Below are 16,723 nucleotides of genomic sequence, written 5' to 3'. Positions count from 1 at the left end.
TCGATCCATACCCGTCTACCGACCGAATCACCCTCATCGATCGGACCGGCTGTGCGACACACCCGCCCAACCCACAAACCAAACGCGCTCTCAGTGCACGCGACGGCATGGGCAAGGCGGTCTTCACATCGCCGACGCCGTTCATGTGGGACTCGTCGATCGACGGAGAAGCCGCCAAGTCGGCCCCTGAGGCACCGCAGACCAAGGTCGGCACTGACACGGCGCGCAAGAAGGACGCACCCGAGCGAAAGGCCATCAAGGAGCGTGTACGACGTGCTCCAATGAAGGTGTCACTCGGTAGGTCGGACCTAACCATCGTGCCGGACCAAGGCTTGCTTACCGACCCCGATGCCGAGCTACCGATCCACATCGACCCGGCCTGGAGCGGCAGCGTTTCCGGCAGCAGCTGGACCTCGGTATGGAGCAAGCACAAGTCCAGCTCGTTCTGAAAGAACTCCAGCGCGCTGACTGACGGCAAGAACTTCGGCTCTGCCGGCGTAGGCCGCACCGAAGACTGCTCCGGATGCAGCGACCACATCATCCGCTCTCTCTTCCGGATGGACATCTCGCAGGTCAAGAACAAGCACATCCTTGACGCGAAGTTCCGCATCGAGCAGCGGCACGCCTGGACATGCAGCCCCAAGTCGAACGCGAAACTCTGGCTCACTGGCGCGATCAGCGACAAGACAACCTGGAACAATCAGCCGACCTGGTACAGCTCGTACACCGCCACCACTGCGGCCAACCGCAAGGTTGGCGCAGTGCGCGGCTGCTCGGGCCCGGGCACTGACGAATTCCCGGTGACCTCGATGGTGGCGCACTCTAATGCGTCGACGACCATGACCGTCGGCCTCAAGGCGATCGATGAGGGCACCAAGAATCAGTGGAAAAGGTTTAACCACTCATCACCAAAGCTGGCCATCACGTACAACACGAAGCCCGGCGCTCCTGGTGAGCGCAAGTCCGACGGTAAGGCGTGCGCCACGGGAGCATCCCGGCCTTACGTGCTGACTGGCTCTCCGATCCTCGCCGCCAAACAGACCGACCCGGACACCAGCCAGCAGAATCTGACCACCTATTTCTACTGGTGGGCGGCAGGTGGCAGCGCCAATGAGACCAACAAGGTCTCGCAGGCCTCCGGCAACCCGTCTGCGGTCTCCAGGCCGATTCCGTCTGGCAAGCTTACCGACAACACTGTCTACTACTGGAAATCGCGCACTTACGACGGTACCGACTACAGTGACTGGTCCGGCAACTGCGAGTTCATCGCCGACCTCAATCCGCCTGCCCCGCCAACCTCGGTCGTATCGACCAGCTACCCGGCCGACGGACCGTCGGTACCCGGTGCCGGCGGTGTCGGCCTGGGCGGCAGTTTCACCATCGGCGCACCCTCCAGCCGACCATCCGACATCGTGGCGTACGCGTATACCCTCGATTCGGGCGTGCAGGCGAGCTCGGCGCCGACAGTGGCTGCGAAGCCCGACTTCTCCGGCGAGATCCCCAACCTGATCCCGACCAAGGACGGCGTCAACACGCTTCAGGTGTGGAGCAAAGAGAAGTCCGGCCGCTTCTCGGCTACCCCGGCCGTCTACAAGTTCAAGGTCAGGAGTGGCACAGGGCCCGCGGCGTCGTGGGACTTCGATGAGGCGAGCGGTGATGCCCTGGACGGTACAAGCCACGGCAATTCGCAGGCCCTGGCCGGAAGCGCTACCCGCGTTGCCGGGCGCTCCGGCGTCGGTCAAGCGCTGTCGCTCAACGGCACCACGGATTACGCGTCCCAGACCGGTGCCGTGCATTTCCCGCACCCGGACACCGAGGTGACCACCAACGTCGCCACCAACTCCACCTTTACCGTCGCCGCCTGGGTGAAGCTCGCAGCCACCGGCGGTAGCGTCCAGCAGTCGGTAATCTCGGCTAACGGATCGCAGGCCTCGGCATACACGCTTGGCTACTCCCCAACGGACAACAAGTGGCGCTTCGCGATGGCAGGCTCAGATGCCGCGAATGCGACCCAGTTTCAGGCACTCTCGAACGCGGCGCCGACGGCCGGCAAGTGGACCCACATCGCCGGCATCTTCGACGCGTCCACGAAAAAATTGACCCTGTTCGTCAACGGCGTCGCGCAGACCACCACCGCCACGCTGACCGGCGGGTTCAACGCCACCAACGACGTGACGATCGGCCGACGCAAGCTCAACGGCGTCGCCGACGGCTATTTCACCGGCCAGCTTGACGATGTCGCCGTCTACCCGTTCGCTGTGCCGACGGCAGACCTCGCATTGCTCACTGCGCCTCTGCCGCCGGCAGTGACACTCCCGGACGCGGCCGCACCCGCGATTGGCACGGCATCGACGGTGCGGATGAGTGCCGGCGGTGACACCAACGTCACCTCGTACAAGTACAGCTCGCCCTCGGCGATTCTTGACAAGACGGCCATCCCAGCCGCCGCCGGCGCGACCGCTGACGGCTCGATCACCCCGACTGCGGCCGGCACCGCCACGGTGTACGCCAGGTCGGTCGGTGCCAACGGCGTGCTCAGTCAGATCGGTACGGCCCAAATCGAGGTGACCGGCGGCGGCACGCTCAGCGGCATGGTGCTCGACGACATCGATTTCCTGCCGGTGGCGGACGCCACCGTGACGATCACACCGGGACAGCGCACAACTACGACCGCCGCCGACGGCAGCTACACGTTCACCGACGTGCCCAACGGGCAAGTGACCGTCACGGCGACGGTCGGTGGCCGATGCGGCAAGCGCTTCACCATCACGTTCACCCTGAACGGCGACACCTGGCAAGACTTGGTTGTCACCGACCCGACTGACGACCTCGGTTACACCTGTGACGAGACCACCGGGACGTTCATTGCGGGCACTAATGCGGTCTCGCTCGGAGGCGACGACGCGGTCACCTCGGTCAACCTGCCCTTCACGTTCCCCTTCTACGGCCATAGCTACCGCTCGGCTTGGCTAGACACCAATGGTCTGATCTCTTTCACTGACCCGGGCGGATCACGGCCGGGCGACGGCAAGTCGCTTCCCGGCACCGCGATGCCGGACGGCCTGGTCGCGCCGTTCTGGGATGACCTGGTGGTCGACTCCGCATCAAGCGTCAACTCCACCGGTACCGCGTCCTCCTTTGTCGTCGAATGGCGCAATGTGCTGCGCAAGGGCACCACAACCGAGCGACTGTCCTTCGAGGCAGTGCTTACCCCTGACGGCAAGGTGACGTTCAACTACAGCGGGCTAGACAACGACAACGAGCGCGGCGCGAAGGCTGTGGTCGGGATCGAAGCACCAAACGGCACGGACGGCCTGACCTACTCGGCGAGCGAGGCCGTGCTGGCCACCGGCAGGACGGTAACGTTCGTGACGCCGATCGAGATGGACATCCCGTCCACCTACTCGCTGTCCGGCAAAGTCCTGAGCATGAGCGGTACCGCAATCTCCGGTGCCAAGGTGACGCTCGATCCACTCGGTTTGACGGTTACCAGTGGGACCGACGGCGCGTATCGGTTCGACGGGCTGACCGCGGACACCTACACCGTCTACTCGGCCCAGAACCAGAATTGCCCGCAGGTCGCCCAAGCGATCGTCGACCTGAGCGCGAACACCGTCAGGGACCTGCAGCGGACGCTCAACTACGGCGGCATGGGGTATGCCTGCGCCCAGGTAACCGGCACCTTCATTGCAGCGAATAACGTGGTGGCGGCACTGACTGGCGACGACGTCACGACCAAGGTCACCATCCCATTCGGCTTCCCGTTCCACGGCCAGACCTACAGCTCGGCCACTGTCAGCACCAACGGATTCCTTACCTTCGATAGTGCCCTCGGTATCGACACCTGGGCGAACCCGACGATGCCCACGCTGGCCGCACCGAACGCCGTGGTCGCCCCATTCTGGGACGACCTCGAGATTGACTCTTCCGCGAGTGTGCGCACTGACACGATCGGCACCGCGCCCAACCGAAAGTTTGTCATCGAGTGGCGCAACGCCAAGTTCCGCCCAAGCGGCCCAGACCGGATCACGTTCGAGGCGGTATTCAGCGAAACCACCGGTACGATCGCTTTCAACTACGGCACGCTGAGCAGCGCCCTTCAGCAAGGCGCCGCTGCGACCGTCGGCATCGAAAACCTCTCTGGCACCGTCGCAACCCTCTTCTCCTTCCACGAGGCCGCGATCGACTCCGCCGGCACGATCACCTTCACCCCGAACGCGCCGGGCATCATTAGCGGCACTGCGACCGTGGCGGTGACCGGCGGGCCCGCTGCGGGCTTGACCGTCAGCCTCGCGCCGAGTGGCCGGACGACCGTCACCGACGCCAATGGCAACTACTCGTTTAGTGGTGTCCCAGTTGGTGAGTACACCGTGCAGGTGACGACCGGCACCAGCCAGTGCGCCGGACGGTACGCCCGAAACATCGTCGATGTTCCCGGCGGCCTGACAGACGTGGACCTATCGGTTATGACCGACGGAGACGAGTTCGGCTACAAATGCACCTCCGGCGCAACCACATTTATCCCCGGCACGGTCACCGAGGGCTGGACCGGCGACGAAACCACCTGGCAAAAGAACCCGCCATTTCCGATCAAGTTGTACGGCGCGACCTACACCTCGGCCTGGATCAACTCCAATGGTGTGATCGCGTTCAAGGACCCGACGTACTTCGGCTGGATCGGTCCGGCGAACAACGAATTGCCCACGCCCGGCGCCGACGGGTTGCCGGACGCGGCGGTTTACCCGTTCTGGGACGACCTGGGCTTGGATGCCGCAGCCAGCATCGCCACGGCGACGACCGGCACCGCACCTAACCGCAAGTGGGTAGTGGAGTTCCGCAACGTCTACCTGTATGCCGACAAGAACACCCGTCTCACGTTCGAGGCAATCTTCTCGGAGGATGGGAAGATCTCCTTCGCATACGGGTCAATCCCATCCACGAACGCGATCGCACGGGGTAACAGCGCTACCGTCGGCATTGAAAACGGGAGCGGCACCCTCGGCTTCCAGTATCTGTTTAAGGAGGTGCTGCTCGCTGCTGGACAGGGCGTGACGTTTGTGCCCAGTCAGCCCGGTGTCGGTGCCATCAAGGGCACGGTGACCTGCCAGGGCAGCCCACTGAGCGGGGCCACGGTGAGCGCAGGTGGCATCACCGGCATCACTGCAGCCGACGGCGCATATCGCCTAAATAACGTGCCGGCCGGAGATTACGCAGTCATCGCGACACAGACCGGCACTTGCGCCGGCTCTTCAGTCGGCCGGGCCACTGTCGGCACCAACACCGAGCAGATAACCGACTTTGGGCTTGCTGGCACACCTGCATACAGCGGCTACACCGTCGCTGAAGAAACCGTCGGATGGACTCCCGCCAACACCACAGTTCTGCCGTTGACTGGCGACGAAGCGATCACCAAGGTCACCATGCCTTTTCCGGTCATCCACTATGGCAAGCCGTACACATCGATGTGGGTGGACACCAACGGTTTGGTTGCTTACACGGATCCGGAGACGCCGTCGTCTGACGCTTGGCCGATCCCATCACCGCGCAATCCAGGAGAGCCAAACAACGCCGTCTATCCGTTCTGGCACGACTGGGTGGTCGACTCCTCGGCCAGCGTGCGAACCGCGACCCGGGGCACTGCCCCGAACCGTCAGTTCGTCGTCGAGTGGCGCAACGTGGCGTCCTACGAGGACCCAAACACTCGGGTGTCCTTCCAGCTGATCATCGACGAGGCTGGCGGTTACCGGTTCGCCTACGAGGACATCGACGGCACGTTCCTCGAGCTGGGGGGTGGCGCCACCATCGGCATCGAGAACGAAGATGGCACCGCCGCTGTCCAGTACGCGTACCGAGCCCCCGTACTGCGACCTGGCCTCGGCCTGCGCTTCGCCGCCCCGACCGCCTGAACCGGAAACTGAGGCTGATTCTGGTGAATCACCACGAGGTCCTTGAATACCTGTACTCCGAACGGCGGCCTGACCGGTTGCGAGCTGTGGTCGCGGCGGTACTCGCCACGGCGCTTCTGTTATCGATGTCGCAGCCGGTCCTTGCGGCCACGTCGAGGCCACCGGCCACTTCGCCGGCCGCGTCGAAGCCGCTAGCCAAGCCGGTCGCTAGCGTGCCGGTCAAGGAGGTGAAGTCCACTCCGGCCACTGGTCCGCGGGCGGGCAAACCCGCCTCCGCCCAACCGGCGCCCAGTTGGCCTGCGGCCGGTGCCGCGGAATTTGATCTGACTGGCACCGCCCTGCTCACCGCGAAGGCGGGCACCCTCCCGGTGACCGTCCGTCCGATCTCGGGCGCGAAGGTGGCCGCCGGTCCGAAGAAGGTCAGGGTGTCCGTCTACGACCGGGCCGCAACCGACAAGGCCGGCGTGCGGGGCATTCTGTTCGATATACGCCGCAACGACGGCACGACCACCCCGGGCAGGGTCGACGTGAGCGTCGGCTACCTGTCATTCCGCACGGCCTACGGCGGCGACTGGGCCAACCGCCTGCGCCTGGTCGCCCTTCCGGCCTGTGCACTGATCACTCCCGGCGGGGCCGGGTGCACCGGCACTCCACTGCCCAGCAAGAACGATGCCGAGGCGGGAACGGTCAGCGCCACCGTAACGGCGGGCGTCGCCACCACGCTGGTCGCGCTGGAGGCGGGCGCGTCCGGCGCGGCGGGCAGTTTCGCGGCCACATCCTTGTCGGCCGCTTCGACCTGGTCGGCCGGTGGCAACTCGGGCAACTTCTCGTGGGACTATGGAATGCACGTGCCGCCCTCGCTCGGCGGCCCGGCGCCATCGATTGGGCTCTCCTACTCATCCCAATCGGTGGACGGCCGGCACGCGGCCAGCAACAACCAGCCGTCCTGGGCCGGCGAAGGTTTCGAGGCCTGGCCCGGCTTCATCGAGCGGCGTTACCGCAGCTGCGCCGACGACATGGACGGTGATCACAACAACAGCAAAGAGACCAACGACCTCTGCTGGGCTACCGACAACGCGACGTTGTCGCTGGCTGGTCATTCCGGCGAGCTGATCTACAACGTCACCGACAAGTACTGGCACCTGCGCAACGACGATGGCACCAAGGTTGAGCGGCGTGTCGGCGCGGACAACGGTGACAATGACGGCGAGCACTGGCTGGTCACTACGCCGGAGGGCCTCCAGTGGTGGTTCGGCCTCAATAAGCTGCCGGGGGCCGGATCACAGCGCACCCAATCCGCCTGGACGGTCCCGGTCTTTGGAAACCACGCGAACGACAAATGCCACGCCGCCGAGTTCAAGGACTCGTGGTGTCAGCAGGGCTGGAGGTGGAACCTCGACTACATCGTGGATCTGCGGGGTAACACCAGTTCCTTCTGGTACGCGACCGAGACCAACAAGTACGCCCGCAACTTCACCGACGCGGACGCTACCGACTACATCCGCGGAGGTCACCTGACGCGGATCAACTACGGCACCCGACAGATCAGCGGTAAGGACAACATCTTCACCGCTGATTCCCCACTGCAGGTCACGATCGGCGTCGACGACCGGTGCTTGTCCTCCTGCTCGACGCACGACGCCGCGCACTGGCCGGATACCCCTTGGGACCAGGAGTGCACCAAGTCACCCTGCACGCACTACCAGCCGACGTTCTGGTCGGCGAAGCGGCTCTCCACGGTTGCGACCCAGGTCCGTGACGGCAGCGGTTACCGCAACGTAGAACGCTGGACGCTCAGTCACTCCTTTCCGGATCCGGGAGACGGGACGCGGGCCGGCATGTGGCTCGACCGGATCTCGCACGTCGGCCTGGCCAACGGCACCACCACGATGCCGGATGTCGAGCTCAGCTGGGTGCAGTTGAGCAACCGGGTCGACACTATCGACCATTCACCGGCGATGAACTGGATGCGCCTAACCAAGATCCGCACCGAGGCCGGGGGCACGATCAACGTCACCTACTCCGACCCTGAGTGCGTCGCCGGCACCAAGGTGCCGACCGAGCCGTCGGCGAACACGCTTCGGTGCTATCCGGTGCGTTGGACTCCGGAAGGGCTCAAGGACCCGGTCACCGACTACTTCCATAAGTACGTAGTGAAGACCGTCTACGAAATCGACCAGACCGGCGGTGTGCCGCCCAACGGCAGTCCACGGGTCGTGCACAACTACACCTACGAGGAACCGGCCTGGCATTTCGACGACGACGACGGCCTGATCGATCCGAAAGACAAGACCTGGTCCGACTGGCGTGGCTACCGCAGCGTCACGGTAGTCGACGGCGACCCCGGCGAGCAAAGTTCGACCACGACCCGGTACTTCCAAGGCATGCACGGTGACAGGCTGCCCTCCGGTAGCCGAACCGTCACCATCACCGGAGCCGGGGTGCCAACGGTCAACGACGAGGACGCGTTCTCGGGCACCGTCCGGGAGACCATCGTTAACAACGGGCCGAGCGGAGCCGAGGTCTCCCGCACGGTGGTCGAGCCGTGGCAGTCGGGGGTGACCGCCGCCCGGACCATCAATAACGACACTGTCGAGGCGCGTTTCGTCAGCGTGCTGGCGACCTACAATCGGGTTGCGCTCGACGGCGGCCGGGGAACACGGGTCAGCGGCTACCGCAATGTCTTCGACAGCCGTGGCATGGTCGTAGCCGTGGATGACGCCGGTGATCTTGGAGTAACCGGTGACGAGTCGTGCACGAAGACCAGTTTCGAGCCGCGTAACACCGACGGCTGGCTGCTGAACGCATACAACCGGAAGCAGACGTTCGCGGTGACGTGCGCCCAGGCGGCCAATCCGTCGTCGCTGTCCGAGAATCAGGTGATAACCGACGAGCGGGTCAGCTTTGACGGGCAGGCCTACGGCGCCGTGCCGACCGTCGGCGCGATTACCAAGACGGAGCGGATGTCCGCCTGGAACAACGGTGCACCCAACTATGTGCAGATGTCCCGGGCTGACTACGACGAGCACGGCCGAGTACGGCATCAGTACGACCCGTACGACAAGGTGACCACCACCGACTACCTGCCGGTCACCGACGGTCCCGTCACGCAGACGAGCGTGACGAACTCCCTCAGCCACGTCGCCGTGGCGACCGTCGACCCTGCCTGGGGTCAGCCGCTCAGCCAGCTCGATCCGAACCTCAAGCGTACCGACTTCGAGTACGACGGTCTCGGCCGCACCGTCAAGGTCTGGCAGCCCGGCCGGGACAAGGGCACGCAGAGCGCCTCAATCGTCTACTCGTACCTGATGCGGACGGACGCGGTTAACGTTGTGTCGACGGCGTCGCTGAACGTCAACGGTGACTATGTCACCACCTTCGCGATGTACGACGGCCTGCTGCGTGCCCGGCAGACACAGGCGCCATCACCGTCGGGCGGCCGGCTGCTCACCGACACCTTCTACGACACCGCGGGTCGGAAGGTCAAGGACTACGACCGCTATTACAACAGCGGTGCTCCGGGAACGACGCTGGTCACTGCCACCGACAGGACCTATCCCCCGAACCAGACAAGAGTCGTCTATGACGGTGCCGGCCGCGGCGTCGCCACCATCTTCCAGCCCTACGACAGGGAAAGATGGCGGACGACCGTCGCGTACGGAGGTGACCACACCGACGTCACACCTCCCCTGGGTGGCACTGCCAACTCGACCTACACCGACGCGCAAGGGCGCGACCGCAGTGTCCGGCAGTACAGGGGTGGCACGCCCACGGGCACGTACGAGCAGACGACGTTCCACTACGACAACAAGGGCCAGCAGGACCTAATCACCGACAACCTGGGCAACCAGTGGAAGTACACCTACGACCTGCTCGGCCGCAAGATTTCCAGCATTGATCCGGACCGGGGCGAAACCAAGTCGACCTATGACAACGCCGATCGCCTGCTGACAACGACCGACCAGCGCGGCAAGGTACTCGCGTACCAGTACGACGTCCTCGGCCGTAAGATCGGGCTGTACGACGACAAGATCCAGGCTCAGGCCCGGGCCCGGTGGACGTACGACACGGTGGCAAAGGGGCAGCTCACCCAGAGCGTTCGCTACTCCGGAACAGCCGCCTACACAATCAAGATCACCGGCTACAGCGACCGCTATCAGCCGACCGGGCAGGACATCACCATCCCGAGCACTGAGACCGGGCTCAATGACACTTACCATTTCGACACGACGTACGGCATCGACGGCACGGTGCTCTCCTCCAGCTACCCGGACAAGGGCGGCCTGTCCGCCGAGACGGTCAGCTTCAAGTACGACGAGACGCTGGGCCTGGGCAACCGCATGGCGACCGTCTACGGCGCGAACGAGTTCAGCTACGTGGCGGACACCGACTACAACGCGCTTGGGCAGGTGGACGAGTACGACTTCTACACCGGCCTCTACTCGAAAACCGGCAGCCACGTTCGCCAGACGTTCAGCCGAGAGCTGGAGACGGGCCGGCTGATGGGGATCCGCACCGACCGCGAGCTTGTGTCTCCGTACACCGTCTCTGACATGCAGTACTCCTACAACGCGATAGGTGACGTCACGCAGGTCAAGGACGTGGCGGCTGCAGGCGGCACAGATACCCAATGCCTGACGTACGACTACCTGCGCCGGATGAGCCAGGCCTGGACACCGGGTAGCAACGACTGCCAGACCGCGCCGAGTACGAGCACGCTCGGCGGCCCCGCGAAATATTGGTTGTCCTGGGAGTACGACACTGTCGGCAACCGGACTAAGGAGACTGACCAGAGCACCGCCGGGGCCACCCGGACGACCGACTACAAGTACCCGGCCGCCAAGGCGGCGCAGCCGCATGCTCTTCAGTCCACGACGACTACGATCGGCGCCGGGGCCGCGACGACGGCTGCCTACGCCTACAACCAAACCGGTGAGATGACGACCCGGCCGAGCGGCGGTGGCGCGCAGACGATGGACTGGGACAGCGAGGGGCGACTGACCAGCAGCATCGACACCGCGGGTACCACCACATACCTGTACGACGCCCAGGGCAACCGACTAATCAGCCGGGACACGAAGGGCAAGACACTCTACTTGCCGAACATGGAGATCCGCTTCACGGCGGCTACCTCCGCCCGTACGGCCACCCGCTACTATTCGTTCGCCGGGAATCTAATTGCTTCGCGCGTGGCGGCCGGTTTTACCTGGCTGACAGCTGACGCGAAGGGCACGAGCCAGGTGGCGATCAACCCGGCCACCCACGTTGCCCAGGTGCGCCGGCAGACCCCGTTCGGCAGCTCACGAGGAGCCGCCATCACTTGGCCGAACGGCAAGGGATTCATCGGTGGCGACGCCGACGCTACCGGACTCACCCATCTCGGCTCGCGCGAGTATGACCCCACCGTCGGTCGATTCATCTCGGTTGACTCGATTCAAGACATGAAAGATCCGCAGCAGTGGAACGGCTACACCTACTCGAACAGCAGCCCGGTAACCTTTTCCGACCCCTCCGGCACCCGAATTCCCCCGGAAGACTGCCCGAATCGCGACTGCAGCGTCCCCGCCGCACCGACTCCGTCGACCCCGCCCCCGCCAGTTGGAGGCGACCCCGAAGCCTCGGCACGTCTGGCCGAAGAACTCGGGGAAAGCACGATCGGTAAGGGCCGCACCTCGGCACATGACACGGCTATCGCGCTGCGGGTCCTCGACCTGCAACGGCAGTTCGAAGGCAAAGCCTGGATCACCACAAACCTTGGCAATTCCGCCGGAGCGGACTTGGTCTGTTGGAACTGCGCCGCACTCCGAAGCAAGGGCGTTAAGCAAGAGGTCTGGGTTTGGGAGATTAAGGCCGAAAGGCAGAGCGCGAGCACGGCCAATAAGAGCATGGAGAACGGAAAAATATGGGCTAGGAATCACGTCCTGCGTGGCCGAACCGCCGCTGGCCCCAAGGATGTGGTGGAAGGGCCGGCGTTCCCCACCTCAAGCTCCGGTGTTAATAATCAGAAGGTTAGCCAAGTGGTGACCGTCTACTCCGATCCCGGTTCGACCGAGGAGAAAGCGACCGGCATCGAATACTATCGCTCCAATGACTACAAAGAGAAGGTTCCGCGAGGTCACCAACTGCGGCAGAACACCGAAGACGCTTTCGACGCGGTTGACGACTCGGACCGGGACACCGAACGCCACATCACGAAGGCGCAGGACACCGGTGTCCGGGATGACCCGGTGGCGAGCTGGGGCATCGCCGGCGGTATTGGTCTCGCCGCGGCCTTCGGAGGCTGGGCGCTCGCTGGTGGTGGAGCGGCTGGGGCGGCTGGGGCCGTGGTCCTGACGCAGAAGAATTTTGCACTCGCCGGCTGACAGGCGGCGAGAGAGACGGGAGTGGGCATGGCTGGTAGGCGGCGTGAGGATTGCACGGTGATGGTGACGGTGCCGGTGAGTCCGGACCGCGAGCGTGCGGTCAGGGCGATGCGGCGCTGGTTCGAGCTGTGCCCGCCACGACTGCATGGCGCGTTCGGCGCCGCCGTGCGCGCGATGCCGAAGGCCGACCTCGACCCGCCTGTGTCGCCCCCGGGCACGGTACACAGCTGGGTGAGCACTGCCGTGTTCGATGACCTGTATCGGGAGCCCCGCGAGTGGACGGAGACCTACTCGCGGGGGTCGTGGGACGAACTGCTGAGCCGCCTCGGCGAGATCCCGGACGCGGCTTCCTTCGAGGCGCGGACCAGGGACGAGCAGGGACGGTTGAACCAACCGAGTTTCCTTGTTAGTGCGGTCAGCGACGAGGGCTACATCGATCTCGTTAGCACTATTGACGACGCGGTGGCTAATGATCCCGGCGGCGAGCGGGAGCTCCTCGCGACCCTTCGTGATGTGGCGGATTTGGCCGCCCCGGTTGCGGTCGCCGTCGCCGTGCGAGGTTCGCTGACGGATACGCCGCTGGAGGAGGCGCTTAGCCGTTCTTCGGCTGACTACCGCAAGCAGCCTGGCAGGGTGCTGCGCAATTACGGTTGGCTGACCGTGCTCAGCGATGAGATGGCCGAGCGTGTCGGCGGTGCTGATCGCCTTCGCGTTTCCGGTGCGTTCGTCGAGGTGGAGCCGCTCGCTGCTGGCGGCTGGTGGCTACTGGCGACGAGGACCTGGGACGAGTACGGCCCGGAGCAGGCGAATCGCCTCTTCGAGCTCCTCGCGCCGGTGCTGCCGGCGGGTCGGCCGGAGGTGACGCAGTGGCGGTTCCCGGCTGTCGGTGAGCCAGCCGTTCCGGTCACTCTGCCAAACGTTGTGGCCGAGCGTGACCCACGGGACATCACCGGCTGAGTCCCTGCAGTCGAGTGTTCCCGTCGGACATGAACTGGTCTTGGCCGGGATCGGGCCGTTGACGGAGTTCACAGTTGAACTCTGCTCTTGTTCGGTGTCGATGTTGCTGCATGCGTCGTGCGAGTGCTCTGTGCACCCGTTGTTGCGGGACAGCGTCGAGAAGCCGCCAGCGCAGAGGTTCCGGTGACGGTTGTAGTGGCCGAGGAAGGGCTGCCACAGGTTCGGTCAGTACGGATGCCGTGAGGCGGGCGCCGCGCGGCGGCAGGTACAGCGCGGCGGTCAGACCTTGCGCGGTTGCGTGTTGGTCCCCTGTTTACTCCCCGAAAACCCTAACCAATCGCTGACCAAGGGTGACAAGGAGTGATAAGTGCCTTGCAGTGTCTCTGCAGCTCGGCGACCACTTCCGGCAAGCAATGACAAGCCTGATTCGGTGACTGTTGGTAACAAGGGGTCGTCGGTTCGAATCCGGCCGTCCCGACAGCGAGAGGGTTTCCACAGGTCAGAGCCTGTGGAAACCCTCTTTTTCGTGTTCACGGTGGTTCGTCGAGGTCGAGCACGCCGCTTATCGACCCCTTGACTCGACGGGTGACCGACATGGCTCTACTGGACCTCAACAAGCTCACCGCCGACCTGTCCTCAACCTGGGCGGGATACCTCCGGGACTGGGACCGGACACTGCGGGCGGGCAACTACCCGGAGACGACGCGGTACAACTACCTCCTCGCCGCGGCACAACTGGCCCGATACCTGGCCGAGCACTCTCCGGACCCTGATGCCGTCGACGCCGCGGAGGACCCCACCGAGGTGACCCGGGGGCATGCGGAGGCGTTTCAGGCGTGGATGATCGAGACCCGGTCGCCGTCGACCGCGTTGAACAAGCACAAAGGTCTGCAGCAGTTCTTCAAGTGGTTGCTGGTCGAGGAGGACATCGACCGCTCTCCAATGGACCGGGTCCGACAGCCCAAGACACCGCAGAAGCTGATCCCGATCATCCGGGACGAGGACACGAAGAAGCTCCTCGACGCCTGCAAGGGCAAGACCTTTCCGCACCTGCGCGACGAGACGATCATCCGTCTGTACTACAACACCGGGGCGCGTCTGTCGGAGGTCGGCAACCTGCTGCTCGATGACGTCGACCTCAACACGGAGTCGGTGCACTACCACGGCAAGGGTGCCAAGGACCGCCGGGTGCGGTTCGGGCCGAAGACGGCTCGGGCCATCAGCCGCTACCTCCGGGTGCGAGGCAAGCACAAGGGTTCGGAGCTGCCGGATCTGTGGCTCGCCGACCGTGGTGGGCGGAGGTTGGCGGCCAACGGCATCAAGATTCGTCTGAAGCGGTTGGGCCTCGCCGCGGGCGTGGCGAACGTGCACGCCCACCGCTGGCGGCACAACTTCGCCCACGAGTGGAAGCGTGCCGGCGGGAACACCGGCGACCTGATGCTGCTGCTCGGTTGGACCTCTGAGGACATGCCCCGGCACTACGGCGCCAGCGCGGCGGCGGAACGCGCCCAGGAGATCCAGGTGCAACTGGGCATCGGGGAAGGGGTGTAGACGCGGGCAACACGGTCGGCCGGACCGAGTCCCGGCTTGGCCGACCGCGTTGCTCTTGTCCTCGATTGGCGGACCTAAGTTGAGTCGGGCTGGGCGCGGCGGCCCACTTGCTCCGGTGCAGATTCCGGTACGACTTGTCGTACAGAGCTGCGTCGGGGGGTAGCTGGCCTCCCGCTGATCGCCTGATCGGCATTCGTGACGCATGGAGACCGGCGGACGTTCCGATTGGTGACGTTGCGTAATGGATGGCCTGCCAGCGACGCGCGGCTCGGCGTTCGTATCTGCCGATGATCACCGATTCGAAACGGGGAGCCGCTCCTGGCTGGCTCGTGTGGGGATGGCAACGGCTCCTTTGCGCGCATAACGTGCACTCGATGATCCGACCCGCGTTCCTGGACACCGCCGAGGCCGCCACGGCCCTGTTGCGCAATCCGATGCTGGCCGAGCAATGGTCCGCGCCCAGCGCCCTGCCGGACCTCTCCACCGGCGGCCTCGCCCGTCATCTGGCTAACCAGGTCACTCAGACCGTGACGTTCCTTGCCGCGCCGCCGGGAAAAGGGTCTGCTGCACCGATAGGTGACATCTGAGATGGCTTGCCCTGGTGGCGGGCTGGAAGGATGTTGCTGTGCCCAAGCCCTACCCCCGTGAGTTCCGCGATGACGTCGTGCGGGTGGCCCGTGAGCGGGACCCTGGCGTGACCGTCGAGCAGATCGCGAAGGACTTCGGAGTCCACCCAATGACGCTGTTCAAGTGGCTGCGCCAGGCTGACGTTGACGCGGGAGTCAAGCCGGGTGTCGGCGGCAGCGAGTCAGCCGAGCTGCGCGAGGCCCGCAAGCGGATCAAGCTCCTCGAACAGGAAAACGAGGTCCTGCGTCGGGCCGCGGCGTACCTGTCGCAGGCGCATCTGCCGGGAAAAGGCTCTACCCGCTCGTGAGCGAGCTGGCCGCCGACGGGATCCCCGTGGCGGTGACGTGCCGGGTATTGAACATCGCTCGTCAGCCCTACTACCGGTGGCGTGCCCACCGTGTCACCGACGCTGAACTGGCGCAGGCGTATCGGGCGGACGCGTTGTTCGACGCGCATCGCGACGACCCGGAGTTTGGCTACCGGTTCCTGGCCGATGAGGCCCGCGCTGCCGGCCAGCAGATGGTCGAGCGCACCGCCTGGAGGATCTGCTCTGGCATGGGCTGGTTCAGCGCGTTCAGCAAGCGCAAGCGTCGGGGCAAGGGCGGCAAGGTCGGTCCGCCGGTGCACGACGATCTGGTGCGCCGCGACTTCACCGCGAGCGGCCCGAATCGGTTGTGGCTGGCCGACATCACCGAACACCGAACCGGTGAGGGCAAGCTCTACCTGTGCGCGATCAAGGACGTGTGGTCCAACCGGATCGTCGGCTACTCCATTGACTCACGGATGAAGTCGAGGCTGGCCGTCAACGCCCTGCACAACGCCGTAGCCCGCCGTGGTGACGTGGCCGGCTGCGTGCTGCACACCGACCGCGGGTCGCAATTCCGAAGCCGGAAATTCGTCCATGCCCTCCACCAGCACCACATGACCGGGTCGATGGGCAGAGTCGGCGCCGCCTGCGACAACGCCGCCATGGAGTCGTTCTTCGGCCTGCTGCAGAACAACGTCCTCGACCGCCGAACCTGGACGACCCGGCAGCAGTTGAGGACCGCGATCGTGACCTGGATCGAACGGACCTACCACCGCCGTCGACGCCAACGATCCCTGTCCCGGTTGACCCCTATCGAGTACGAGACCATCATGACCCCACCGGCCAGTCAGGCCGCGTGACTAAAACTGTCACCTATCGGTGCAGCAGACCCCCCTTCTTGAGAGTGGCCGTAGCTAACCTCGGCCCTTCGTTAAGGGCTGTCCACGGACTGGGCAGAAACGAAGAAGTGCCTTCTGATCAGGGAAGATAGGACTTGCTGAGGGTCCGATTTT

7 protein-coding genes are annotated in these 16,723 nt (G+C 64.8%); all 7 read left to right on the top strand.

The features are described 5' to 3' along the window. Positions 1-449 (top strand): hypothetical protein (locus ABZV06_RS31000; protein WP_355625773.1); only part of this gene is annotated, 449 nt, incomplete at its 5' end. A gap of 15 nt (positions 450-464) precedes the next feature. Continuing rightward, the gene (locus ABZV06_RS30995) at positions 465-5,906 is read left to right on the top strand and encodes a carboxypeptidase regulatory-like domain-containing protein (protein WP_355625777.1); all 5,442 of its coding nucleotides are present in this window, start codon (positions 465-467) and stop codon (positions 5,904-5,906) included. Positions 5,907-5,929: 23 nt separating this feature from the next. Beyond that, positions 5,930-12,268, top strand: coding sequence for an RHS repeat-associated core domain-containing protein (locus ABZV06_RS30990; RefSeq protein WP_355625771.1), 6,339 nt, complete (start codon positions 5,930-5,932; stop codon positions 12,266-12,268). 57 nt (positions 12,269-12,325) lie between these two features. Beyond that, complete coding sequence (locus tag ABZV06_RS30985) at positions 12,326-13,225, top strand: hypothetical protein (RefSeq protein WP_355625769.1); 900 nt, start codon at positions 12,326-12,328, stop codon at positions 13,223-13,225. A gap of 594 nt (positions 13,226-13,819) precedes the next feature. Next, positions 13,820-14,776 carry a tyrosine-type recombinase/integrase gene (locus tag ABZV06_RS30980; protein WP_355625767.1) on the top strand — a complete coding sequence of 319 codons (957 nt, stop codon included), beginning with the start codon at positions 13,820-13,822 and terminating at the stop codon, positions 14,774-14,776. 374 nt (positions 14,777-15,150) lie between these two features. Further along, complete coding sequence (locus tag ABZV06_RS30975; RefSeq protein ID WP_355625765.1) at positions 15,151-15,363, top strand: hypothetical protein; 213 nt, start codon at positions 15,151-15,153, stop codon at positions 15,361-15,363. 38 nt (positions 15,364-15,401) lie between these two features. Continuing rightward, positions 15,402-16,570 (top strand): IS3 family transposase gene (locus ABZV06_RS30970; protein WP_355625775.1). Its coding sequence is split into 2 segments (ribosomal slippage): positions 15,402-15,686 and positions 15,689-16,570, totalling 1,167 coding nucleotides; the frame shifts between segments, so codons are not numbered across the junction. Positions 16,571-16,723: the final 153 nt, after the last annotated feature.

Origin of the sequence: Micromonospora sp. NPDC005172 (assembly GCF_040608555.1) — a bacterium.
Lineage (GTDB): Bacteria > Actinomycetota > Actinomycetes > Mycobacteriales > Micromonosporaceae > Micromonospora.
This window is presented reverse-complemented; position numbering and strand designations above follow the sequence as displayed.

Bases quoted from the DNA above. Each gene is read 5' to 3' on its own strand.
- ABZV06_RS30980 (WP_355625767.1), top strand. From the start codon at position 13,820: ATGGCTCTACTGGACCTCAACAAGCTCACCGCCGACCTGTCCTCAACC.
- ABZV06_RS30975 (WP_355625765.1), top strand. From the start codon at position 15,151: ATGATCCGACCCGCGTTCCTGGACACCGCCGAGGCCGCCACGGCCCTG.